The organism is Pseudomonas sp. A-RE-19, assembly GCF_019956555.1.
In the GTDB taxonomy this organism is placed as follows: Bacteria; Pseudomonadota; Gammaproteobacteria; order Pseudomonadales; family Pseudomonadaceae; genus Aquipseudomonas.
The window spans coordinates 1-23,103 of sequence record NZ_JAHBDQ010000017.1 but is presented as its reverse complement, the minus strand read 5'-3'; the positions used below and the strand labels follow the sequence as shown (position 1 = coordinate 23,103).

The window sequence follows — 23,103 nt, the reverse complement described above, 5'->3', positions numbered from 1 at the left end:
CTTGATTGTAGTCGCCACAAATCATTTCAGTCGCCTGACAATAAACTGCATGTCGAGGCGAAAAGGCATTGCGTCGAGAGGGGGGAAATCGCGCATCATGGGCGCAGTCCGCTCAAGGGAGATTTTCATGCGCAACCTGTCATCCGTTTTGCATCTTGCCGTGTTGTCATTGGGGTTGGTGTTCAGCGTCACCGCAGCGGCGACCGATGAAACGCAACTGGTCGAATCGATCAACGTTTACCGCAGTCAGGTACAGCGCTGCGGCGGCCAGGCGTCTTTGGAGCTGCCACCACTGGCAAGCGATCCGCGACTGGTGCTACCCGCCAACAGCATCGGCGACCTGCAGCAGGCGCTGGCCCGCACGGCTTATCAGATGGCCAACGCGCAGGCGATCAGCTTGTCCGGCCCGCGTGATGCGCCGTCCGCCATGAAGGCGATTCAGGAGAGCTTTTGCCGGGTGGTGCTGGACCCGCAATTCGTCGACATTGGCGTCAGTCGCGATGGCCGTGAATGGCGCATCGTGCTGGCGCGGCCTCTGTTGAGCGGGCGTCTGGGCGATTGGCAGGCGCAGGGGCAGAAGCTGCTCGAAGCGATGAATAGCGCCCGCACGCAAGCGCGCCAATGCGGCACCCAAGCCTTTGCCGCCACGACGCCGCTGACCTGGAACGCCACACTGGGCTCAGCAGCCGAGAGCCACAGCCGGGCCATGGCCAACAATAACTTTTTCGATCACAAGGACCGCGACGGCCGCACACCGGGTGATCGGGCTGAACTGGCGGGTTATGCCGGCCAGCAGGTCGGTGAGAACATCGCCGCCGGGCAAGACACGGTGCGCAAGGTGGTCGATGGCTGGCTGGCGAGCTCGGGCCATTGCGCCAATTTGATGAACCCGCAATTTCGCGAGTTGGGTGCGGCTTATGCAGTGGACCCGAAGAGTGACGCGGGCATTTACTGGACGGCGATGTTCGGGACGCCGTGAAGGTTTGAATCGACCGTTGAAAAAGGAATCGTCATTTGAATAAAGCCCCCTCTTCGACCGTCGAACAGGACCTGTCGAAGCCTGAGGCCATCAGCCTGCGGGAAGCGTTTCTGTTCTGGCTGAAGCTCGGCTTCATCAGCTTCGGCGGGCCGGCCGGACAGATCTCGATCATGCACCAGGAGTTGGTGGAGCGCCGACGCTGGATCTCGGAACGGCGCTTTCTGCATGCCCTCAACTACTGCATGTTGCTGCCTGGGCCGGAAGCTCAACAGCTGGCGACCTACATCGGTTGGCTGATGCACCGGACGTGGGGCGGCCTGATTGCCGGCGGGCTGTTTGTGCTGCCTTCGCTGTTCATCCTGATCGCGTTGTCCTGGGTGTACATCGCCTTTGGCGAAGTGCCGGTGGTGGCCGGTCTTTTTTATGGGATCAAGCCGGCTGTGACCGCCATTGTGGTGCAGGCGGCCCACCGGATCGGCTCGCGGGCATTGAAAAACAACTGGCTGTGGGGAATCGCCGCGGCGTCATTCACCGCCATCTTCGTGTTCAATGTGCCCTTCCCGTTGATTGTGCTGGGCGCCGCGATCATCGGTTATGTCGGCGGACGTCTGGCGCCTGAAGGGTTCCAGACCAGGGGCCACGGCCCTGAGAAAAAATCCTTCGGCCCGGCGTTGATCGACGACGACACACCGCCTCCCGAACATGCCCGCTTCAACAGTTTTAAATTGCTGCGCCTGTTACTGGTGGGTGCGGCTTTGTGGGCGTTGCCGATGGGGATTCTCATCGCACTGTTCGGCTGGGGAGGCACCCTGACCCAAATGGGCTGGTTCTTTACCAAAGCGGCATTGCTGACCTTCGGCGGGGCTTATGCGGTGCTGCCTTATGTGTATCAGGGCGCTGTCGGCCACTATGGCTGGCTGACACCCACGCAGATGATCGATGGCCTGGCGCTCGGCGAAACCACGCCTGGGCCGCTGATCATGGTGGTGGCGTTCGTCGGTTTTATCGGCGCCTATGTTCACCCGGTATTCGGTCCCGATCATCTGTTCCTGGCCGGCGCCCTCGCCGCCACGCTGGTGACCTGGTTTACCTTTTTGCCTTCATTCCTGTTCATCCTGGCTGGCGGTCCGCTGGTGGAGTCGACGCACAACGAACTCAAGTTCACCGCCCCGCTGACCGCAATTACCGCGGCGGTGGTCGGCGTGATTCTTAATCTGGCGTGTTTTTTCGGCTACCACGTGCTCTGGCCCAACGGTTTCGGCGGCCATCTGGACTGGCCTTCGGCGCTGATCGCCATTGCAGCGGCCATCGCCTTGTTCCGCTTCAAGCGGGGTGTGATCGAGGTGCTGATGGGGTGCGCGTTGATCGGGCTGGCGGTGCATCTGCTGCGCTAGTGGATCAATACACAATCAATGAAGTTGCCGCTGCCTCTGTAGCTCGATCTTCAGCCAGAGGCTCGCCGGTTGTACGCCTGCCGGGCAACGCACTTCATAGGCGCGGCCACTCATACTGCTTTGGCTGGCCGCCAGCTCGATGAAATCTTCTGCGCTGTTTATCTTGTTTCTGTCTTCGAGGTACGTCAGCTTTTTCTGCAAATGCGCCCGGGCCTGAGGGCCTGCGTATTCGCTTCCGTTACGCACAAACCGGCATTCGCTGTGCTCGACAAAGTCCAGCAAGCTGTTTATTTCCTGAGTGGCTTGAGGTGGGGTTTGCGCCTGTGCATCAAGCATCATGGCGATCAGACCGATGCCCATCGCGAGCAGCCATTGGCTAAGGGGCCACGCGATGCGCCGAGTCAGAATCAGCATGGTGATACCTCGCATGACCAACAGGAGATCAGAGCAGTGTTGCCCACTGCTCTGAAGGCTGGCGGGTACGTATCAATCGTCGTCCCGATCGCGGTAACGACGGCGATCATCACGACGGTCGTAATCGCGGTCATACCCTCGATCATCACGTTGGTCATAGCCTCGATCATGGTCGCGACGGTATTCACGGCGGTGGTCCCGATCGTACCTGTCTTCATCTTCCCAGTGAGGAAAGCAACCTCCCAGCAGGAGGGTACTTGCAATGGCCAGGGTCATTATCGCGGTGCGCTTCATTTGAACATCCTAAAAGGTCAGAGCTGCGGGGATGAGGTGACGCTACCCGCGAATTCAATCGCAGTGCGTTCAAACCCACAGATACGACCTTCCAGCCCATCAATGATTCAGTTGTCGCCGGGCCTTATAGCGTTCTTTGGCTGTTGCCGATGGTTTTGGCTTTTTCGATGGCCCACTCCTGCGCGGCTTCCATGTCCAGCAGATGCGGTGACGGGTGGTTGTCCTCAACGATGGCCGAGCCGTCCGGTCGGTAAACACCGATGAACATCTTCAGTGAGCCGTCTCTCAAAATCTCGGCTTTAACCTCGATGCTGCATCCGTTCGACAGTGTTTCCGAGTGGATCATATGGCGCTCAGTCATGGCTGCATTCCTCCCGTCGTTGCTATCAGCGTAACCCATGCAGCGCTGAGCGCATGACGCTCTTCAAGCGTCCACCTGCACCACTTCGATCCCCCATTTCTGATAATCCTTGATATCGCCCGAGGCCACATGACGCTCGGTGATCAGCGTATGCACACGGTTGCAAGGCGCGACAACGAAGGGCTCCACGGCCCCCAACTTGTCCGCGGTGGTGACGGCAATCACATGAGAGGCGCTGGCGAGCATCGCCTGCTTCACCGGCACTTCATCAAAATGCAGCGAGCTGATACCGACTTCCGGATGAATGGCGCAGACCCCGGTGAACACCAGGTCGGCCTTGATGCTCTCGATCAATCGCAGGGTTTCATGCCCGCTGGAAGACATCGTCGCGGGATTGAGCTGACCACCGGCGACGATCACCGTGATGCCAACGTATTCGGCCAGGGTGATCGCGATCATCGGCGATGCGGTGACGGCCGTGATGGAGATGTCAGAAGGCAGCGAGCGCGCGATCTGCAGCGTGGTGCTCCCGGAATCGAAAATCACGATCTGGCCGTTTTTGACCCGCAGCGCGGCGAGTTGGGCCAGCCGGGTTTTCACCTCATCGGTTTCGCCGACCCGGGTGAAATAATCCTTGCCTGTGTCCTTGGGCCGCGGCAACGCCCCACCGTGCACCCGCTGAACCAGCCCGGCGCTGGCCAGCTCCGACAGATCCCGGCGAATAGTGTCTTCAGACACGGCGAAGTGCTGGCTCAATTCGGAGGCCATGACCTTGCCGTCGCGTTCGAGGATCAGCAGGATTTTCTGACGGCGCAGCTGTGGGAGTTCGATTGAGGAGTGCTCGGCGTGCATGGTTATGCCTGTTTTTGCGTGTTTGTGCGAGATTAGTCAATCACCTCAATGAACACAACCGGCATGGCAGTGCAGAACCTGTGGGAGCGAGCCTGCTCGCGAAGGCGGCGGCCTATCCAGCACTGATGTCGATTGACACACCGCTTTCGCGAGCAGGCTCGCTCCCACATGGATTGTGCTTGACTGACTGGCATCACACCAAACCGCAAGCACGAAAAAGCCCGCACAAGGCGGGCTTTGGAAATCGAGTAGGTGGCCAGTGCTGGTCTCTGGCTTGCAAGGTTTATCGGGCCTCTCACAGAACAGAATTTTTTGCTTTAGGCTGTTCTGCCTCACACGGCATAAGGGCTGGATCTCAGCGCGGAGATCTTTCTAACCGTGTACCCTTGGGAGCGCGCCCCACGCCTCCTCGTTATCCCTTTGCGCATCAGTCTGCGTCTTCACCTACATGTTCATAATAGCAAACCGTTCGATGCCCGGGCCGGGCTTTTTAGACCGATTCTCTTCAAGGGGAATGACAGCAGAACGGAAAAATACTAACGCCGCGGGATGGACTTCCACTGCTCCGGTGCAGGAGCTGCCGAAGGCTGCGATCCTTTGACCCTGACGTCCGAAAATCCCGTAGCGATCGGCACTCGAACCCACGCTCACTCTACGAGCGCAACACACCCATCGCCCGCCGATACTTCTCAACGCGTTCCAGATCCTCCCAGGACGGCTGGGCAATCCGCGACAAGTCGCTGTTCTCTTCCAGATCCGCCAGTTTCACCACCCGCCCGATCGGGTTCTGCGCCGCGCGCTCGACGAACGCCTCGTAGGACTCGCCCGGCACCTTGGTCACCGACGCAATCGCCGTCAGCACCGTTTCGCTGAAACCTTCATTACGCAGATCGTCGAAGCTGATGCCGCAGTCCTCGACCACGTCATGCAACACCGCGACGATGCGCTCTTCCAGCGTGTTCACCCGCAGCATGACTTTCAGCGGATGCAGGATGTAAGGCGCGCCGCCCTTGTCCACCTGCCCTTCATGCGCCGCGGCGGCGATGGCAATGGCGCGTTCCAGTGTCTGACTCATGGGATTCTCCTTGGGTTAAACGCCGTAACGGCCGGTGAAATGAATGTTGCGCTTGAACCACCCTGCAATCGCTTTCCACCGCCCCACAGGCTTCGCGCCCTCGGCGTGGCGTTCGAGAATCAACGACACCAGCGTCGCCTGATCGACACCCGGATGCCCCTCAACCAGCTCAGCGACCCAGCTACAACCGGACTTCTGCAAATGCAGACGCCACTCACCCGGCCAGGCCTCAAGCTCCGACCGCGCCAACCACGCCGCCCCACCCTGCTTGCAATGACCGCCACCGATGGACTGCTCGAAGCCAAAAGGCTTGTCGGGGCGGGAAAGGTCGATGTGGAAGAGGTAGATGTCCTGGGTTTTGTGCTGCGGCGTGGGGGCGTTGTTGCGGTTGCCGATTTCGATCATGGGCGCGTTCCATCCTTGATTTGCCGTTGGCTTTCAGTCTACGACGGTGGTGATGCTGAACGGAAGCAAGCGTCCTCACCACCGAATAACCCGCGCCTGATCGTTCGATGAACACGCGGCGAGGATTTTGAAGTCCGAAAATCTCGTAGGAAATAACCGATTGTGGCGAGGGAGCTTGCTCCCGCTGGGCAGTGAAGCAGCCCCAAACCCTGTTAGCCCGTTTCCTCAGACACACCGCAACGCCCGGTTTTGCGGCGGCTGCGCCACCGAACGGGGGCAAGCCCCCTCGCCACAGTGACCGCGCGTGGTCCTACAGCCCGGTTGCGGCTATCAAAATCGCTGCCTAGAGTGGGTCTGTCACTGAGCGAATTCAGCGATAGGGTTTCGCAGCCCTGACGATACGTGTAGTAACCTTGCACCCCATAACCAGCAACGGTCGCACAAACGCGCCCGTACTCCGTTTTATGGTGGCTGTGTGTGGGAGATCTTCGGGTCTGCCGGGTTCCTCGTATCCTCGGTCTGCGAACCCGCACATAGCTACCACCCATTCGTTTCGCAGCGAACGGGAGTAGCTCTTCTTACAGATTCGAGGAAGATTTACTTATGAGTACGAATACCCCGCTCCGCCATTACGCCCCAATGTCCCACTTCGCCACCGACCATCCCGTCCTCCTCATCGACGCCGACGCCCCACTGCGCGAACTCCACAACTGCCTCAGCGAACGCCTCAGCGCCGTCCTCAAATACCTCAACCTCATGGCCTGCACCAGCCTGCCGGACTACGCCGAGCACGACATCAACACCGTCACCAATATTGCTAGGATCATGGTTCAGGATGTAAGCGATGTGTTTCGGGTGATTGAGCAGCGTGGGTTTGATACGCCTTAAGGCCTGCGACCATATTTCAGCCGTAAAAAACCCGCACTGTTGCGGGTTTTTTATCACTTACTTGGCAGCCCATTCACCTCGGAAACTATTCTGTAGCCGTGGTGCTGCCAGGAGCAGGCCCTTCAGTGAAGGTATAGTTGATTACAGTATCGTTACGCATCAGCACGTCCAAAGTTTTCTGCGTACCTGTGGTGGTAACTTTCATGGTAACGACATAGCTCTGAGCATGAGCAGAGCCATTAGCGTAGGTGTAGACCCACTTTTCGTCAGTCTCGTTGACCGGGCTCTTGGCGAAGGGCTCGCCAAAAAGCACTTTGAGATCGTTTGCCGTAGTTTTTCCTTTGACAATGCTAGGGACGTTCGCTGATGGAAAGTCTCTACCGCTCGTGTAGTGCGAGGTCGCGCAACCGTTAAGCATGAGGGCCAGTACCAGCGCCAGTGTCGCCTTTTTCATGGTTCATCCCTGATGAAGTGGTTTCAAACAGCATAAGCCGCCTGAAACCCAAAATGCCATCATTGATGCGCGATATTCTCAAAGAGCGGGTACGGGGTCAGGCCGCAATCGCTGTGCCGTTTTGAACAAAGCGAAAGATTTGACTATTCGTCGAGGGTAGCGCCCTGGAACGACATTGTCCGCTCACCGATGCTTTGGCACTTCGACTTTGGCGGGGCGGATGCAGAGCGCCTGGTCGCCGGTCGTGAGCGCATCTATCTGAACCGGTTCTGGAACGAATTCGCGGGCGATCCAAGTAAGGTGGATGAAGAAACCCGTCAGCCCTACGCCTCACTCTATGCCCGCCCCGGTGCCATGCGCGCAGCCTTCGCTCAGTTCCGCAGCATTCGTCAGGATGAGGTGGACAACAAGGCTTCGATGGCGACGCGGCTGACGATGCCGGTGCTGGCCATCGGGGGTGAGAAATCCTTTGGCAGCAATGAAGCGATCGTGATGCGTAATGCTGCGGATAAGGTCACGGAAGTGGTGATTCCGGGGGCGGGACATTGGTTGATGGAAGAAGCGCCGACAGAGACTATTCGAGTGATTCGGGACTTTATTGCGCAGTGACAGGGGGCTTAGCGAGTAGGCCTATGCCGGTTGCGGGAATATCAACAACTGCGACCTGCGCGACTAATGTGAATCCTTCAAGCACTGATTGAACGGATCCCCCGGAAAGAGCCATAAGCAAATTTCAAGCAAAAAACCCACATCACTGCGGGTTTTTCATGATCTGTTTTTAACCTCTCGCTTCCCCAGTTAAAGGCAAAAGCCCCTTCACCATAGGCACACAAGCCAACTGAAGCCCGGAAGGTGAATGGTAAATAGCACGTTCGTCACCGACGAAACCGCATCGCCGGTAAAAATCAGCTGCGTTCAACGTAGCGTCCAATTTGACTTCTTTCAGCCCCAGCTCCCGCGACAGGTATTCCAGGTGGTTCAGGATTCTCAAGCCGATGCCTTGTTGCATAAAACTCGGGAGGACAAAGATCGCGCCGATTTCGCAATTCTCCAGATCAAGCATTCCTGTCGCCACCGGCTCACCCTGAATACAGCCCAGATAAAAGTGTTTATCCATCAGGTCGCTATACCCGTCCCTGGCTGCTCCTGCCGTCCAGACCAGCATTTGCTCCATGGTATAGGCACCGATGCATTGATGCCGTATCGCTTGAAGGCGAATGTCGAATGCCGTTTGGGCATCGCTGTGCGTGGCGCGTCTAATCTCGAACATTTCATTCTCCGTTAGCCATCGGTGGACGGAGAACTAAAAAGCCCCGTCCATTTCTGGCGGGGCCTTGGGTAATTACGTCAAATCCTGTGAACGCATGACCTCATGGCTCGCCGGAAGCGGTCATGGACGTGCACATCATGTTCATGTGGCGTGTGTAGGTCATGGGCCGATAGTGTTTTGGATGATCCGGGTTGTCAATCGTGGAGCGGAATGATTAGGAACAGTACCCGGATTTACGACTGCTTCGCAGCCGAACGCAACCTACGGCAGCTGCTACAGGTTTGATGTTCGCTATCGGTATCAGAAGTTAGCCGGGGTGTTGGCGCTGATGATTTCCGCTTCGTCTTGGCCAATATTCCGAAACCGATGCGGCAGCGTCGTCGGAAAGTAATACCCATCCCCGGCATTCAACACACTAATCTGCCCATCAACAGTCAATTCAACCGTGCCACGGGTTACGAGCCCACACTCCTCCCCTTCAGCATGCACGATGGGTTCTTCGCCAGAACTCGCCCCAGGCGCGTACTGCTCGCGCAACAGCCGCATCTGCCGACTCGGCACCGAGGCCCCGATCAGCAACAACCGTAACCCATGACGCCCGAGATCCGGCTGTTCATTGGCGCGGAACACGTATTGGTGCTCACGCGGCGGTTGGTCGAAGGTGAAGAAGTCCGCCAAGGACATGGGGATGCCTTCGAGCAGTTTTTTCAGGGAGCTGACGGAAGGACTGACGCGATTCTGTTCGATCAGGGAGATGGTGGCATTGGTGACGCCGCTACGCCGGGCCAGCTCGCGCTGGGACAGTTTGTAGCTTTCGCGTACTAATTTGAGTCGTGAGCCCGTGTCCATGACAGCCTTATGCGAAGAATACTTAAGGGGTAATGGGGGTGGGTGGCGGGCGACTGGTGGCCGCGGATTACGCCGTTTCCCGTCCCGGAACCGTGAAAGGCGGCTATTAAATCACGTTTGTTGGTGTTGCTCAGCAGGTTCGATAAACGGCAGATAAATCGAATAGGCGAACGATAGTTGTCCGTCCATGTACGAAACCTGTGGGAGCGGGCTTGCCCGCGATGGCGGTGTGTCAGGCGCCATCAATGTTGACTGTACCGCCCTCATCGCGGGCAAGCCCGCTCCCACAGGGATTGCGCCTGGCTTAGATACCGAATCGGTCACGCAGTGCGTAATACGCGGCGCCCATGGCGGTGAGTGGGGCCTGGAAGGTGCGGCCGCCGAGCATGGGCATGTGCGGTAACGATGCGAAGGCGTCGAAGCGTTCGGCGTCGCCGCGGATCATTTCCGAGATCAGTTTGCCGGCCAGGTGCGAACAGGTCACGCCGTGGCCACTGTAGCCTTGCATGTAGTAGGCGTTCTTTTCGATGCGGCCGAATTGCGGCATGCGGGACATGGTCAGCAGGAAGTTGCCGGTCCAGCGGTAGTCGATTTTCACGTCTTTGAGTTGCGGGAAGGTTTTGAGGATTTTTGGTTTGATCAGTTGTTCGATGTCGTCGGGCTCGCGGGCGCCGTAGACCACGCCGCCGCCGTACAAAAGACGGTTGTCGGCGGTGAGGCGGTAGTAGTCGAGCAGGTAGTTGCAGTCTTCGACGCAGTAGTTGTGGGTGATCAGGCTGCGGGCGACTTTTTCGGACAACGGCTCGGTGACAACGATTTGCGAACCGCAGGGCATGCTTTTGCGCGTAACGCGGTTGTCGAGGTCTTGAGGCAGGTAGGCGTTGCCGGCGATCAGCAGGTACTTGGCCCGCACCACGCCTTTGGCGGTGCGCACGGTGATCGGTTCGCCGTAGGTGATGTCCACGGCGGCGGATTGTTCGTAGATCTTGCCGCCCAGGCTGATGATCGCGGCGGCTTCGCCCAAGGCCAGGTTCAGCGGGTGGATGTGGCCGCCCTGCATGTCGAGCAGGCCGCCGACGTAGTTGTCGCAACCGACTTCGCGCTTGATGTCAGCCGCGTCGAGCATTCTCAGGTTTTTGTTGCCGTAGCGCTCCCAGCTGCTCTTTTGCTCAGCCAGGCCATTGAGTTGTTTCTTGTTCAGCGCTGCGAAGATACCGCCGGGGCGGTAGTCGCATTTGATGTCGTACTCCTTGATGCGCGAACGGATGATGTCGGCGCCTTCGAAGATCATGCTGCCGAGGACTTCGGCGGTTTTGTCGCCGTAGCGTTCTTCGATCACATCGACGTCGCGGCTGTAGGAGTTGACCAGTTGGCCGCCGTTGCGACCGCTGGCACCAAAGCCGACTTTGGCGGCTTCCAGTACGGTGACGCTGTAGCCCGCTTCGCTGAGGAACAGCGCCGAGGACAGGCCGGTGTAGCCGGCGCCGATCACACAGACGTCGCACTCCACCAGGTCTTCAAGAATCGGGTAATCACCGATCTGATTGCGGGTCGCGGCGTAGTAGCTGTTTACATGTGCTTGTTTCATACATTTCTCCGAGGGCCGCCGGCATGTGCCGGCCACCGCCGCTGTAAAAGTGTTAGAGCTTGATCCAGGTCGCTTTGAGTTCGGTGTATTTGTCGAACGCGTGCAGCGATTTGTCCCGACCGTTACCCGACTGTTTGAACCCGCCGAACGGCGCGGTCATGTCGCCGCCGTCGTACTGGTTGACCCAGACACTGCCGGCGCGCAAGCCGCGAGCGAAGGTGTGGGCCTTGCTCAGGTTGCTGGTCCAGACACCGGCGGCCAGACCGAAGATGCTGTCGTTGGCAATCGCCAGGGCTTCTTCAGCGGTGTCGAAGGTGATCAGCGACAGCACCGGGCCGAAGATTTCTTCCCGGGCGATGGTCATGGCGTTGGTCACGCCGTCGAAAATCGCCGGTTCCACGTACAGGCCACCGGTGGCTTCGAGGGTGCGGCTGCCGCCAGCGATCAGTTGCGCGCCCTGGTCTTTGCCGACCTGGATGTAGCGCAGCACGTTGTCCAGTTGGCGCTGATCGACGACCGCGCCAACGGTGGTTTCAGGATCGAGGGCATGCCCCGGTTTCCACGCTTGCAGTGCTTCCACCAGCAGCGGAATGAACTGCTCGCGGATCGAACGTTCCACCAGCAAGCGCGAGCCGGCGGTGCAGACTTCGCCCTGATTGAAGGCAATCGCACCGGCCGCCGCTTGTGCTGCCGCGCGCAAATCCGGCGCGTCGGCGAACACCACGTTCGGGCTCTTCCCCCCCGCTTCGAGCCAGACGCGTTTCATGTTGCTTTGACCGGCGTAGATCAGCAGTTGCTTGGCAATCGCGGTCGAGCCGGTGAAGGCCAGCACGTCGACGTCCATGTGCAACGCCAGCGCCTTGCCGACGGTGTGACCGAAGCCTGGCAAGACGTTGAACACGCCTTTGGGGATGCCGGCGTCGAGGGCCAATTGCGCGATGCGGATCGCCGTCAGCGGTGACTTTTCCGAAGGCTTGAGGATGAACGAGTTGCCCGCCGCCAGGGCTGGGGCGAACTTCCAGCTGGCCATGATCAGCGGGAAATTCCACGGCACGATGGCGGCGACGACGCCTGCCGGTTCGCGGGTGATGAGGCCCAATTGATCGTGCGGCGTGGCGGCGACTTCGTCGTAGATTTTGTCGATGGCTTCGGCGCTCCAGCGGATCGCATTGGCGGTCGCCGGGATGTCGATGCTCATCGAGTCGCTGATCGGTTTGCCCATATCGAGGGTTTCGAGCAGCGCCAGTTCTTCCTGGTGTTGCAGAATCAGATCGGCGAAACGAATCAGGATGCGCTTGCGCTCGGCCGGGGGCAGCTTGGCCCAGATGCCGGATTCGAATGTGCGGCGTGCAACCTGCACGGCGGCATTGGCGTCGGCTTCGTCGGTGCTGGCGATGTTCGCCAGGAAGCGGCCGTCGACCGGGCTGATGCATTCGAAGGTATCGCCGCTGAGTGCCGGGCGATATTGGCCGTCGATGAATGCGCGGCCTTCTAGTGTGAGGGACTGGAAGCGTTGCTCCCAATCGCTGCGAGTGTTTGTCATGGTTGTGACTCTACGCAGAGGAATAGGTGGTCGTTGGACTGACGGACAGTCAGTTAAAGATTTGAAATGCAATCCCGCTCCCACAGTTGATGGGTGTTGTCGCTGCTTTCATGAACCATACAAATCCCCTGTAGGAGCTGCCGAAGGCTGCGATCTTTTGATCCTGATCTTCGGGGAGCTTCATGGATGTCAAAAGCCAAAATCAAAAGATCGCAGCCTTCGGCAGCTCCTACGGGGTTATTCACCCGTCATCAAAGAGGTGCCGATATCCACATCCTCGATTGACAGGTGCCTGGCCCATCAAACCGTATGCAAATACCAGTTGTACTCAAGGTCGGAGATGGAGTTTTCGAACTCGGCCAGCTCGCTTTCCTTGCACGCCACGAACACGTCGATGTACAGCGGGTCGATGTAGCGCGCCATGACTTCGCTGTCGTCCAGCTCACGCAAGGCATCGCGCAGGTTGTTTGGCAGGCTTTGCTCGTTCTGCTCGTAGCTGTTGCCTTCCACCGGGGCGCCCGGTTCGATTTCGTTGGTCAGGCCGTGGTGAATACCGGCCAGCACCGAGGCCATCAGCAGGTACGGGTTGGCATCGGCGCCGGCTACACGATGCTCGATGCGCACGGCATCCGCCGAACCGGTGGGCACGCGCACTGCCACGGTACGGTTGTCGATGCCCCAGCTTGGCGAGTTCGGTACGTAGAACTGCGCGCCGAAACGGCGGTACGAGTTGACGTTCGGGCAGAGGAACGCCATCTGCGCCGGCAGGGTCTCGAGCACACCGCCGATCGCGTGACGCAGTGCGGCGTTCTGCTCGGGATCCTCGCTGGCAAAGATGTTGTTGCCTTCTTTGTCGAGAATCGAAATGTGCACGTGCAAACCGTTGCCTGCCTGGCCCGGATACGGCTTGGCCATGAAGGTGGTGTCCATCTCGTGGTCGTAGGCGATGTTCTTCACCAGACGCTTGAGCAACACCGCGTAGTCGCAGGCCTTTATAGGGTCGGAGACGTGATGCAGGTTCACTTCGAATTGCGCCGGGGCGCTTTCCTTGACGATGGCGTCCGCAGGAATGCCCTGCTCTTTCGCGCCTTCGAGGATGTCTTGCAGGCAGTCGACGTATTCGTCCAGATCATCGATCAGATACACCTGAGTCGAGTGCGGACGTTTGCCGGACACTGGCGAGCGTGGCGATTGCGGACGACCGTTCACGTTGTCCTGGTCGATCAGATAGAACTCGAGTTCGAAGGCTGCACAAATGGTCAGGCCCATGTCATCGAACTTGCTCACCACTTGACGCAGGACTTCGCGCGGGTCGGCGAAGAACGGCTGGCCTTCGAGTTCGTGCATGGTCATTAACAGCTGCGCGGTCGGGCGCTTCTGCCAGGGTTCGATGCTGAGGGTATTGGGGATGGGAAAGCAGATGCGATCCGAGTCGCCGATGTCCAGACCCAGGCCGGTGCTTTCCACCGTAGAACCGTTGATGTCCAGGGCAAACAGAGACGCCGGGAGGTTGATGCCTTTCTCGTAAACCTTATGAAGACTGGTGCGCTCGATGCGCTTGCCGCGCACCACACCGTTCATATCCGCAATCAGAAGGTCGACGTACAAAACCTCAGGATATTTCTTAAGGAATGCGTTTGCTTCGTTGAGTTGAACGGCACGCAGAGGGACCGACATGATGCACCTATTAGCTGTTAATTATTATGTTCACTACCCTTTCACGAGCCCAGTCAATCCGAAAGGCAAAGTGAAGTCAATAGCGAACACTTGGCCTTTCAACCTTTATTTTCTGGCCTTTTTTGGGAGCGAGAGTGCCATATCAGTCTTGCGCACCGCGTAAATCCTGAAGATAGGATGTGCGGCGTTTAGAATTTTTTACATGAGAGTTGTTAATTAAAATCAACAAGGCTAAGCTCCGGAAAAGCTCGTTCAAGTGTGAAACTTCGAGGTGATAAAAATGGCATTCAAGCCATTGATCGGCGTTACTGCGTGCATCAAACAGATTGGCCTGCACCCCTACCACGTCAGCGGCGACAAGTATTTGCGTGCTGTCAGCGTCGCGGCTTTGGGGTTGCCAGTGGTCATTCCTTCCTTAGGCGATCTGACCGAAATCGATGACCTGCTCGCGCAGCTCGACGGTCTGTTGCTGACCGGCTCGCCGTCGAATGTGGAACCCTTCCACTATCAAGGCCCGGCCAGTGCCCCCGGCACGGATCACGATCCGGCGCGGGACGCCACCACCCTGCCCTTATTGCGCGCAGCCATTGCCGCCGGTGTTCCGGTGCTTGGCATCTGCCGGGGCTTTCAGGAAATGAACGTGGCGTTCGGTGGCAGCCTGCATCAGAAGGTGCATGAGCTGCCCGGCTACCTCGATCACCGCGAAGCGGATCACCCGGACCTGGCCGTGCAATACGCACCGGCCCATGCGGTGAATGTGCAACCGGGCGGCGTGTTCGAAGCGCTGGACCTGCCGCAGGTGTTTCAGGTCAATTCGATTCACAGCCAGGGCATCGACCGGCTCGCTCCCGGCCTGCGCGCTGAAGCTGTCGCGCCGGATGGTTTGATCGAGGCGATTTCCGTCGAGCATAGCAAGGCCTTTGCTGTTGGCGTGCAATGGCATCCGGAATGGCAGGTGCTTTCGAATCCCCCTTACTTGAGTATTTTCCAGGCGTTTGGCCAAGCGTGCCGGCAACGGGTGGCGCTGCGTAATACGCGCTGACTTCAAAAAAGCATTCAACGATTTAACTGCCCCCGTGAGTCTGGCGGGCGTGCCTTTGCGCGCCGGTCGCTCACGTAATAGATGAACCGCAATAACAACAAGTACGACCAGGCAGCCAGGACGGCGGCGCCGAATAAGCCCTCCGGTACGGGTAAACGCAAATCCCTGTAGGAGCGAGGCTTGCCCGCGAAGGCGGTGTGTCAGGCAACGATGATGTCGACTGATACACCGTCTTCGCGGGCAAGCCTCGCTCCTACAGGGGTCGCGTTGGCATCGCCCGGCCCGGGTTGCAATCCACTCTTAAGTCAGGCCGCGTTGGCCCGACGACTGAAACCTGTTGGGAGTTTCATATGGCAAACGCCTCCAGCATCTACAGGAAGGCTCTTGAAGGTCACCAGGCACCGAAAAAGGTGTTGGTGAAAGTCGACCGAGTCACCAAGAAATTCGACGAAACCACCGCCGTGGACGATGTGTCCCTGGAGATCCATCAAGGCGAAATCTTCGCCCTGCTCGGCGGTTCCGGCTCGGGTAAATCGACGCTGCTGCGCATGCTGGCGGGCTTCGAGCGCCCGACCGAAGGGCGGATTCTGCTCGACGGTGTCGACATCACCGACATGCCGCCGTACGAACGGCCGATCAACATGATGTTCCAGTCCTACGCCCTGTTCCCGCACATGACGGTGGCGCAGAACATCGCCTTCGGCCTCAAGCAGGACCGTTTGCCCGCCAGCGAAATCGACGCCCGCGTCGAAGAGATGCTGCGGCTGGTGCACATGACCCAATATGCCAAACGCAAACCTCATCAGTTGTCCGGTGGTCAGCGCCAGCGTGTCGCCCTCGCTCGTTCCTTGGCCAAGCGACCGAAGCTGCTGTTGCTCGACGAACCGATGGGCGCGCTGGATAAAAAACTGCGCTCGCAGATGCAACTGGAGTTGGTGCAAATCATCGAGCGCGTCGGCGTGACCTGCGTGATGGTGACCCACGACCAGGAAGAAGCCATGACCATGGCCGAACGCATCGCGATCATGCACCTGGGCTGGATCGCCCAGATCGGCAGCCCGGTCGACATCTATGAAGCGCCGGTCAGCCGCATGGTCTGCGAGTTCATCGGCAACGTGAACGTCTTCGACGGCACCGTGGTCGAGGATCTGGAAGGTCACGCGATCATTCACAGTCCCGATCTGCAACAGAAGATCTACGTCGGCCACGGCGTGAGTACGTCGGTGCAGGACAAGTCGATCACCTACGCCATCCGCCCGGAAAAAATGCTGGTCAGCACCCTCAAGCCCGAGACCCGTTACAACTGGTCCGAAGGCAAGGTGCATGACATTGCCTACCTCGGTGGCCACTCGGTGTTTTACGTGGAGCTGCCCGGCGGCAAGATCGTCCAGTCGTTCATGGCCAACGCCGAACGCCGTGGCGCCCGACCGACCTGGGACGATCAGGTCTACGTGTGGTGGGAAGACGACAGCGGCGTGGTACTGCGCTCATGAGAACCTTCAATCAGCAATTCCTGCGCCTGGTGCCCAGCGGCCGCAAACTGGTCATCGGCATTCCGTTCCTGTGGTTGTGCCTGTTTTTCCTGTTGCCGTTCTTCCTGGTGATGAAGATCAGCTTCTCGGAAGCGGCCCTGGCCATTCCGCCCTACTCCGAGATATACACCTTCGCCGAACAGAAATTTCAGCTGTTGCTGAACATCGGCAACTACGGGTTGCTGACCGAAGATGAGTTGTACATCTCGGCCTACTTCGGTTCGTTGAAGGTCGCGTTTTTAAGCACGCTGATGTGCCTGGTGATCGGTTTCCCGATGGCCTACGCAATTACCAAGGCGAGCAAGGAAGCGCAAAACGTCTTGCTGCTGTTGATCATGATGCCGACCTGGACTGCGATCCTGATCCGCGTCTATGCGTGGATGGGCATCCTCAGCAACAACGGTTTGCTCAACGCGTTCCTGATGTGGACCGGGCTCACGTCGCAGCCGATCGAGATCCTCAATACCAACACCGCGGTGTACATCGGTGTGGTCTATGCCTACCTGCCGTTCATGGTGTTGCCGCTATACGCCAACCTGGTGAAGCACGATCACAGCTTGCTGGAAGCCGCGTCGGACCTGGGTTCGAGCAACTTCAACAACTTCTGGAAAATCACCGTGCCGCTGGCCAAGAACGGGATCATTGCCGGCTGCATGCTGGTGTTCATTCCGGTGGTCGGTGAGTTCGTGATTCCGGAACTGTTGGGCGGCCCGGAAACATTGATGATCGGCCGCGTGTTGTGGCAGGAGTTCTTCAACAACCGCGACTGGCCGGTGGCATCCGCCCTGGCGGTGGTGATGCTGGCGATCCTGATTGTGCCAATTCTGCTGTTCAACCGCAGCCAGGCCAAAGAGATGGAGGGACGGGGATGAAACGCTTCGGATTTTCAAAGTTCATGCTGATTTTCGGCCTGTCATTTATCTACCTGCCGATGCTGATTCTGGTGATTTACTCGTTCAACGCCTCGAAACTGGTGACGGTATGGGGCGGCTGGTCGGTGAAGTGGTACGTGGGCCTGCTCGACAACACGCAACTGATGGGCTCGGTGGTGCGCTCGCTGGAAATCGCCTGCTACACCGCGATTGCGGCAGTGGTGTTGGGCACCTTGGCAGCGTTTGTGCTGACCCGCGTGACGCGCTTCAAGGGCCGTACGCTGTTCGGTGGTTTGGTGACGGCGCCACTGGTGATGCCCGAAGTGATCACCGGTCTGTCGCTGTTGCTGCTGTTCGTGGCCATGGCGCAGTTGATCGGCTGGCCGCAGGAGCGCGGCATCATCACCATCTGGATTGCTCATACCACGTTCTGTGCAGCGTATGTGGCGGTGGTGGTTTCGGCGCGTTTGCGTGAGCTGGACCTGTCAATTGAGGAAGCGGCCATGGACCTCGGCGCGCGTCCGCTCAAGGTGTTTTTTCTGATCACCATTCCGATGATCGCGCCGTCATTGGCGGCCGGCGGCATGATGTCGTTTGCCCTGTCGCTGGATGACCTGGTGTTGGCGAGTTTCGTCTCGGGCCCGGGCTCGACGACGCTGCCGATGGAAGTGTTCTCGGCGGTGCGTCTGGGCGTGAAGCCTGAGATCAATGCCGTGGCCAGTCTGATTCTGTTGGCGGTGTCGATCGTCACATTCATGGTCTGGTACTTCAGCCGAAAGGCCGAAGCCACGCGCAAACGAGCGATCCAGGAAGCCATGGACCAGACCGCCAGCGAATCCTGGCAGCAACCGAAAAACCAACGAGTCGAAGCGACGGCCTAGTGCCTTGGTAAAGACGAAGAACCTGTGGGGGCGAGGCTTGCCTGCGAAGAATGCACCGCGTTTTTTCAGGTATTACGCGTCATCGTTCTTCGCGGGCAAGTCGGATCGCCGCATCGCTCGCTCCTACAACCGGCATTAGGGCTTGCCCCCTCGCCACAGACTTTGTGTTCTATAAAAAGAAAATGGAGTTGTACCGATGAAAATGTTTGGCAGGACTCTGCTGACACTGTCCTTATTGGGCGCAATGGCTACCGGTGCCCAGGCCAATGACAAGGTACTGCGCGTCTACAACTGGTCGGATTACATCGCCCCGGACACCGTTAAAAAGTTCGAAGGCGAGACCGGTATCCGCGTGACCTACGATGTGTTCGACAGTAACGAAACCCTTGAGGCACGCTTGCTAGCCGGAAAGTCCGGCTACGACATTGTGGTGCCGTCCAACAGTTTCCTGGCCAAGCAGATCAAGGCTGGGGTCTATCAGCCGCTGGACAAATCGAAGCTGCCGAACTGGAAAAACCTCAACCCGGTGCTGCTGAAAAACGCCTCTGCCAGCGACCCTGACAATGGCCATGCCTTCCCATACATGTGGGGTTCGATCGGCATCGGTTACAACCCGGCCAAGGTCAAGGAAGTGCTGGGCACTGATGCGCCGGTGAACTCCTGGGACTTGCTGTTCAAACCGGAAAACGCCGCCAGGCTCAAAGCCTGCGGCATCAGTTTCCTGGATTCGCCGACGGAAATGCTCCCGGCCGCCCTGCACTATCTGGGCTACCCGGTAAATTCCCGGGACAAGGCGCAGATCGCTGAAGCCGAAGCGTTGTTCATGAAGATTCGCCCGTCGGTGGCTTACTTCCATTCATCGAAATACATCTCCGACCTGGCCAACGGCAACATTTGCGTCGCCGTCGGTTATTCAGGCGACGTGCTGCAAGCCAAGGCTCGCGCCAAGGAAGCCGGCGACACGGTCAAGATCGAATACAGCATCCCGAAAGAAGGCGCTGGCAGCTTTTACGACATGGTCGCCATCCCACGGGACGCGGCCAACGTCGACAATGCCTACCTGTTCATGAACTTTCTGATGCGCCCGGACATCATCGCCGAAGTCACCAACAGTGTCGGCTACAGCAACGCCAACTCGGCGGCCACGCCACTGGTGGATGAAGCGATCCGCGACGACCCGGGTTCCTACCCGCCGCAAGCGGTGATGGCGACGCTGTATGCCATTCCTGACATGCCGATTGCTACACAACGGGTGATGACCCGGGGCTGGACGCGGGTGAAGCTCGGTAAGTGATTCACTCGACATCACTGTTGAACCTGATATTGCTATCGCGAGCAGGCTCGCTCCCACAGTAGTCCGTGGTGGAGCACGGATTTGTTGATGGCGCCGATCCCCTGTGGGAGCGAGCCTGCTCGCGATGAGGCCATCACATCCAACATCAATTACCGCTTTCTTGTTTTCCGTTCACGCAGCGCCTTACCACCGCTGCACTCCTCTGAAGAAGAACGGCCTCACCTGGCTTCCTCGGTCAAGGTGAATTTCGGGCGCCCTCGGGCGCCTTTTTTTATGCAGAGACCAGCGGCCATTCGGCCAGCGCCCGGTACCGGCCTTTATGGGATTCGAACAGCGTGAAGCGGTCAGCACGCAGGAAAAACTCTGGCGGCGTAACGGATTCGGGGACCGGCGCCCGGTAGTCGCGCATCAGGGTCAAATGCGGACGAAATTCCCGGCGGGCGTCTTCAAAGCCGAACGGCAGCATGGCCTGCTCCAGCGCATACACCAACCGCAGCAACGGTGGTGCTGCCTGCGAGGGCGCCAGCAGCAAAACCCCGGAGCGACGCCAGACTTCCAGTCGATCAAGCACAACCGTCAACGGCTCGCCGGGCGTTCGGATGTTGGCGGCGGCCTTGCAGACACCCGCTATCTGCGCCATGCCCACCGTACCGAGAAACAGCAGTGTCAGATGAAAGTTTTCCGCCGGCACCGGGCGCCCGACGTTAAGCCCCAGCGCGGCGCGCCATTGGGCGATGGCCCGACGTTGTTCGGGGGCGCAGTTCAGGGCGAAGAACAGCCGCTTGAACGGCTCACGGGTTTCATCGCTCATGTCTGGCACCTCAAGGCTGGGGACCGTTTGATTTTACAAAGGGATACCACACCAGCAAGTCCATTTCTGGCACCTGCCGGCATGCGCGTTATAGTTGAAGCAACCGAATCGATGGGAGGGGGTCATGCGACAGGTCATCAGCAAAGAACCATGGTGGGCCGTGCCACCGAAGCCCGGCCAGGATGAGTCCGAGCTGGAATGGGGCTGGCTGGTTCATTACAACGAAGGCGAGCCGCGTTTCGAGTTCATCAAAGAGCGGCCGTCGGACAGCGAGATTCGTAACCGTAAAAGCTGCAGGACTACCCCGACGCCGGAGTGATCCTGCCGCTCCCGTCAGGCTTTCACCATCATTTCGAAACCGCCAAAAATCATGCGTTGGCCGTCAAACGGCATTGGATTGACGTCTGGTTGCATTCGCGGATCGGACATGAGTTTCGCCATCCCGGCGTCACGGGTGGCCTTGTCGGGCCAGATGATCCAGGAAAACACCACGGTTTCGTCTTCCTTGAGTTTTACCGCCATGGGAAACGAGGTCACTTTGCCATCGGGGACATCGTTGCCCCAGCATTCGGCGAGGCTGAGCGCGCCGTTTTCCTTGAAAATCGCGGCGGCGGATTCTGCGTGTTGCTTGAATTTTTCGCGGTTAGCGGTAGGTACTGCAAAGACGCAGCCATCAACGTAAGCCATGAACATTCTCCTCGGGTTATGGGTTGATTCGCTGGATAGTCGAATCGGCGTGGCTCCAATCGACAGTTCCCGCGTCCGGAGCGACCGACGGCGCGACGGTCTCCTCCAGGCTGCCTTCGATCTGCCTGGCCATGTACAGCGTTCCGGCCATGACGCCGGTGGTGGGGTTCTCCACCAACTTCAGCCACGCCTTGTCGAACGAGTTACCCAGGCTGCTGCGGATCAGCGCCTCGCTATCGGGTCGGTCGTTGGCCTGAATAATCGCGCGCACTCCCGCCACCCCCACGGAAATCAACGCCCCAGCCACCTTCCCTACGGTTGCCGCCACGGCACCGGCCGCCCCTCGCGGGGCCATTTCGGCTTCTATGCGCTTGCTGGCACGCTTGGCCACCGGCGTCATACCAGCGTCAGTCGAGGCGATGCCCTTCTCGCCGCCCGCCGTGTGGATCTTGTCGATGAGTGCCAGATAAGCCGGCAGTGCGCTCAGCTGCTCGGTGTGCACCACCTGATACAGCGAAGCGTCACGGGCTGGCGGCGGGCCCAGTGAAATCGCCGGAATTTTCTGGATACGGCCGTTGAGCTGCGCCATGGGCACGCCATAACGTTTGGAAATAACCTCGAGTTGCTGACCCAGCAACTGCACGTAAAACGCCGTCGCCTGGCCGAGGATCTCGTCGGGAGCGATCTCCACCGCCACCGGTTCCAGCACGCGTTGGCGATATTGCTCCAGCAAATAAGCCGCCAGGCGTTTGGCCGCCGCATCCTGTTCGTCCCCGGCATTGATGGAGTACCAGCTGACCTTCATCGATATCCATTCCTGGGTCCAGTAGCTGCTGAACCACGGAATGAAGACTTCTTCGGTCTGCTGGTAAACCCGCGTGCGCCAGTGCTCCATGGATCCACGGGCGTAAACTCTGGCCTGTTCGGTGGCCTGCTGCGAAGCGGCGATAATTTCCCGATCCACTTGCTGCCAGGTGCTCTGGGAAACCACCACTGGCACCACGATTACCGGGGCACGCGTGGGCGTGGCGCATCCCGCCAGAATCACCAACACAGCGACGATCAGCGAACGCAGGTTCAAGATCGCGGCGTCCTTCAGTCTTCGCCGAACGGAGTGTTCGACGCTAAAGAGCATGCTGATTTGAGTATAGGTCGGGGGCGGGGTCCGTCCGTCTGATGAGTGATATCGCCGTCAAAGACCGGGTTGTTTTTGTGGCGAGGGAGCTTGCTCCCGCTGGGGCGCGTAGCGGCCCTGAAAACTGCCACCGCAGTGGTTCAGACAGGACGTCGGCGTCTGTTTGACGACTGCTTCGCAGCCGAACGGGAGCAAGCTCCCTCGCCACAATGGATGGCTGGATTCCCGATTTCCGTTATCACCATCATTCACGTCGATATTCACCATCGCCGCGAACGCCTTCCGCAAAAAAACCGCCAGGTGCAGGATCAATCTCATCCCCATTCAAACCCCACACCGGAGGGGCGCTCCATGTTGATCCATCTCCTGACCTGCCTGGCCCTGACAGCCGTCACCCTGACCCTGTTTTCCCGCTTCGTGCTGGAGAGTGGTCAAACCGAGGAGCCGAAATCATGATTTATTCCGTCAGCCTCGCCGTGAGTTTTCCGGTGTTCGGCAGCAACTACTATTCGCAGCAGGTTATCTCTCGCAAAACAGTCGCGCTGGTATTCGACAAGCACTTCGAAGCCTTGCTGATGCCGGCGGCGGCCAACCACTTCAGTAATGAAGTGGTTGGGCTCAACGATCAGTTCCGGTTTTTGAATGATGTGCTGGTCGAGCATCTGCTGGAGACTGAAATGACTCAGCATCCGTCACGGTCGGCGCAAACGTTCACCTTCTGACACGCTGGCGGATGACGGGTCAGCGTGGGCCGCCACCACCGGGACCACCACCGAAACCTCCATGCTGACCACCACCACCACCAC

General features: G+C 58.7%; 26 protein-coding genes and 1 pseudogene. 12 read left to right on the top strand and 15 right to left on the bottom strand.

Annotated elements, in window-relative coordinates; translation table 11 throughout:
- Positions 1-127: 127 nt before the first annotated feature.
- Positions 128-979 (top strand): CAP domain-containing protein, encoded by an 852-nt coding sequence (locus KGB14_RS12740; RefSeq protein ID WP_223487096.1) that lies wholly within the window; start codon positions 128-130, stop codon positions 977-979.
- A gap of 35 nt (positions 980-1,014) precedes the next feature.
- Entirely contained in the window at positions 1,015-2,373 is a 1,359-nt protein-coding gene (gene chrA, locus KGB14_RS12735; protein WP_223487094.1) for a chromate efflux transporter, read from the top strand.
- Between the two features lie 15 nt (positions 2,374-2,388).
- Here the strand turns inward: chrA and KGB14_RS12730 are convergent, their stop codons facing one another.
- From KGB14_RS12730 to KGB14_RS12705, 6 genes are all read right to left on the bottom strand, one after another.
- Positions 2,389-2,787: a DUF5329 domain-containing protein gene (locus KGB14_RS12730; protein ID WP_223487092.1), complete on the bottom strand. Its 399-nt coding sequence runs from the start codon at positions 2,785-2,787 to the stop codon at positions 2,389-2,391.
- Between the two features lie 72 nt (positions 2,788-2,859).
- Positions 2,860-3,081, bottom strand: a complete 222-nt coding sequence (locus KGB14_RS12725; RefSeq protein WP_223487090.1) for a hypothetical protein — start codon at positions 3,079-3,081, stop codon at positions 2,860-2,862.
- Positions 3,082-3,205: 124 nt separating this feature from the next.
- Positions 3,206-3,442 (bottom strand): hypothetical protein, encoded by a 237-nt coding sequence (locus KGB14_RS12720; RefSeq protein ID WP_223487087.1) that lies wholly within the window; start codon positions 3,440-3,442, stop codon positions 3,206-3,208.
- A 63-nt stretch (positions 3,443-3,505) separates the two neighbouring features.
- Positions 3,506-4,294 carry a DeoR/GlpR family DNA-binding transcription regulator gene (locus KGB14_RS12715; RefSeq protein WP_223487085.1) on the bottom strand — a complete coding sequence of 263 codons (789 nt, stop codon included), beginning with the start codon at positions 4,292-4,294 and terminating at the stop codon, positions 3,506-3,508.
- Between the two features lie 652 nt (positions 4,295-4,946).
- Positions 4,947-5,369, bottom strand: a complete 423-nt coding sequence (locus KGB14_RS12710) for an HD domain-containing protein (RefSeq protein ID WP_223487082.1) — start codon at positions 5,367-5,369, stop codon at positions 4,947-4,949.
- Positions 5,370-5,384: 15 nt separating this feature from the next.
- The gene (locus KGB14_RS12705; RefSeq protein WP_223487080.1) at positions 5,385-5,774 is read right to left on the bottom strand and encodes a hypothetical protein; all 390 of its coding nucleotides are present in this window, start codon (positions 5,772-5,774) and stop codon (positions 5,385-5,387) included.
- Positions 5,775-6,377: 603 nt separating this feature from the next.
- Here KGB14_RS12705 and KGB14_RS12700 point away from each other — a divergent pair.
- The gene (locus tag KGB14_RS12700; protein WP_223487078.1) at positions 6,378-6,662 is read left to right on the top strand and encodes a fructose-bisphosphate aldolase; all 285 of its coding nucleotides are present in this window, start codon (positions 6,378-6,380) and stop codon (positions 6,660-6,662) included.
- Between the two features lie 85 nt (positions 6,663-6,747).
- Here KGB14_RS12700 and KGB14_RS12695 read toward each other — a convergent pair whose 3' ends face one another.
- Positions 6,748-7,116, bottom strand: coding sequence for a hypothetical protein (locus KGB14_RS12695; protein WP_223487076.1), 369 nt, complete (start codon positions 7,114-7,116; stop codon positions 6,748-6,750).
- A gap of 156 nt (positions 7,117-7,272) precedes the next feature.
- On the opposite strand from KGB14_RS12695, the pseudogene KGB14_RS12690 reads away from it, so the two are divergent.
- A pseudogene (locus KGB14_RS12690) lies at positions 7,273-7,725 on the top strand (alpha/beta fold hydrolase); the annotation flags it as partial.
- A gap of 169 nt (positions 7,726-7,894) precedes the next feature.
- Here the strand turns inward: KGB14_RS12690 and KGB14_RS12685 are convergent.
- The 5 genes from KGB14_RS12685 to KGB14_RS12665 all read right to left on the bottom strand — a co-directional run bounded on the left by KGB14_RS12685 (position 7,895) and on the right by KGB14_RS12665 (position 14,043).
- On the bottom strand, positions 7,895-8,386 hold the full coding sequence (locus KGB14_RS12685) for a GNAT family N-acetyltransferase (protein WP_223487072.1): 492 nt from the start codon (positions 8,384-8,386) through the stop codon (positions 7,895-7,897).
- Positions 8,387-8,686: 300 nt separating this feature from the next.
- Positions 8,687-9,235 (bottom strand): cupin domain-containing protein, encoded by a 549-nt coding sequence (locus KGB14_RS12680; RefSeq protein ID WP_008068184.1) that lies wholly within the window; start codon positions 9,233-9,235, stop codon positions 8,687-8,689.
- A 304-nt stretch (positions 9,236-9,539) separates the two neighbouring features.
- On the bottom strand, positions 9,540-10,823 hold the full coding sequence (locus KGB14_RS12675; RefSeq protein ID WP_223487070.1) for an NAD(P)/FAD-dependent oxidoreductase: 1,284 nt from the start codon (positions 10,821-10,823) through the stop codon (positions 9,540-9,542).
- A 52-nt stretch (positions 10,824-10,875) separates the two neighbouring features.
- Positions 10,876-12,366 carry an aldehyde dehydrogenase gene (locus tag KGB14_RS12670; RefSeq protein WP_223487067.1) on the bottom strand — a complete coding sequence of 497 codons (1,491 nt, stop codon included), beginning with the start codon at positions 12,364-12,366 and terminating at the stop codon, positions 10,876-10,878.
- 300 nt (positions 12,367-12,666) lie between these two features.
- Entirely contained in the window at positions 12,667-14,043 is a 1,377-nt protein-coding gene (locus KGB14_RS12665; RefSeq protein ID WP_050681361.1) for a glutamine synthetase family protein, read from the bottom strand.
- Between the two features lie 280 nt (positions 14,044-14,323).
- On the opposite strand from KGB14_RS12665, the gene KGB14_RS12660 reads away from it, so the two are divergent.
- The 5 genes from KGB14_RS12660 (at position 14,324) to KGB14_RS12640 (ending at position 19,664) form a co-directional block, all read left to right on the top strand.
- The gene (locus tag KGB14_RS12660) at positions 14,324-15,085 is read left to right on the top strand and encodes a gamma-glutamyl-gamma-aminobutyrate hydrolase family protein (RefSeq protein WP_223487065.1); all 762 of its coding nucleotides are present in this window, start codon (positions 14,324-14,326) and stop codon (positions 15,083-15,085) included.
- A 350-nt stretch (positions 15,086-15,435) separates the two neighbouring features.
- Positions 15,436-16,578, top strand: a complete 1,143-nt coding sequence (gene potA / locus KGB14_RS12655; RefSeq protein ID WP_223487063.1) for a polyamine ABC transporter ATP-binding protein — start codon at positions 15,436-15,438, stop codon at positions 16,576-16,578.
- Between the two features lie 29 nt (positions 16,579-16,607).
- The gene (locus tag KGB14_RS12650; protein WP_223487257.1) at positions 16,608-17,489 is read left to right on the top strand and encodes an ABC transporter permease subunit; all 882 of its coding nucleotides are present in this window, start codon (positions 16,608-16,610) and stop codon (positions 17,487-17,489) included.
- Positions 17,486-18,370 carry an ABC transporter permease subunit gene (locus KGB14_RS12645; RefSeq protein WP_223487061.1) on the top strand — a complete coding sequence of 295 codons (885 nt, stop codon included), beginning with the start codon at positions 17,486-17,488 and terminating at the stop codon, positions 18,368-18,370. The genes KGB14_RS12650 and KGB14_RS12645 overlap by 4 nt, the downstream gene beginning before the upstream one ends.
- 196 nt (positions 18,371-18,566) lie before the next feature.
- Positions 18,567-19,664 (top strand): polyamine ABC transporter substrate-binding protein, encoded by a 1,098-nt coding sequence (locus tag KGB14_RS12640; RefSeq protein ID WP_223487059.1) that lies wholly within the window; start codon positions 18,567-18,569, stop codon positions 19,662-19,664.
- Between the two features lie 271 nt (positions 19,665-19,935).
- On the opposite strand, the gene thpR is transcribed toward KGB14_RS12640, so the two are convergent.
- Positions 19,936-20,475 (bottom strand): RNA 2',3'-cyclic phosphodiesterase, encoded by a 540-nt coding sequence (thpR, locus tag KGB14_RS12635; RefSeq protein WP_223487057.1) that lies wholly within the window; start codon positions 20,473-20,475, stop codon positions 19,936-19,938.
- A 124-nt stretch (positions 20,476-20,599) separates the two neighbouring features.
- On the opposite strand from thpR, the gene KGB14_RS12630 reads away from it, so the two are divergent.
- Positions 20,600-20,794, top strand: coding sequence for a hypothetical protein (locus KGB14_RS12630; RefSeq protein WP_007938782.1), 195 nt, complete (start codon positions 20,600-20,602; stop codon positions 20,792-20,794).
- 14 nt (positions 20,795-20,808) lie between these two features.
- Here KGB14_RS12630 and KGB14_RS12625 read toward each other — a convergent pair whose 3' ends face one another.
- Entirely contained in the window at positions 20,809-21,162 is a 354-nt protein-coding gene (locus KGB14_RS12625; protein WP_223487054.1) for a DUF1428 domain-containing protein, read from the bottom strand.
- Positions 21,163-21,178: 16 nt separating this feature from the next.
- A complete protein-coding gene (locus KGB14_RS12620; RefSeq protein ID WP_223487052.1) occupies positions 21,179-22,243 on the bottom strand; it encodes a hypothetical protein in 1,065 nt (354 codons plus the stop codon).
- A gap of 267 nt (positions 22,244-22,510) precedes the next feature.
- Between KGB14_RS12620 and KGB14_RS12615 the strand changes: the two genes are divergently transcribed.
- Together KGB14_RS12615 and KGB14_RS12610 are read left to right on the top strand one after the other, a co-directional pair.
- Positions 22,511-22,753 carry a hypothetical protein gene (locus tag KGB14_RS12615; RefSeq protein ID WP_223487050.1) on the top strand — a complete coding sequence of 81 codons (243 nt, stop codon included), beginning with the start codon at positions 22,511-22,513 and terminating at the stop codon, positions 22,751-22,753.
- A complete protein-coding gene (locus KGB14_RS12610; protein ID WP_223487048.1) occupies positions 22,750-23,019 on the top strand; it encodes a hypothetical protein in 270 nt (89 codons plus the stop codon). The genes KGB14_RS12615 and KGB14_RS12610 overlap by 4 nt, the downstream gene beginning before the upstream one ends.
- The last annotated feature ends 84 nt before the right edge of the window (positions 23,020-23,103 follow it).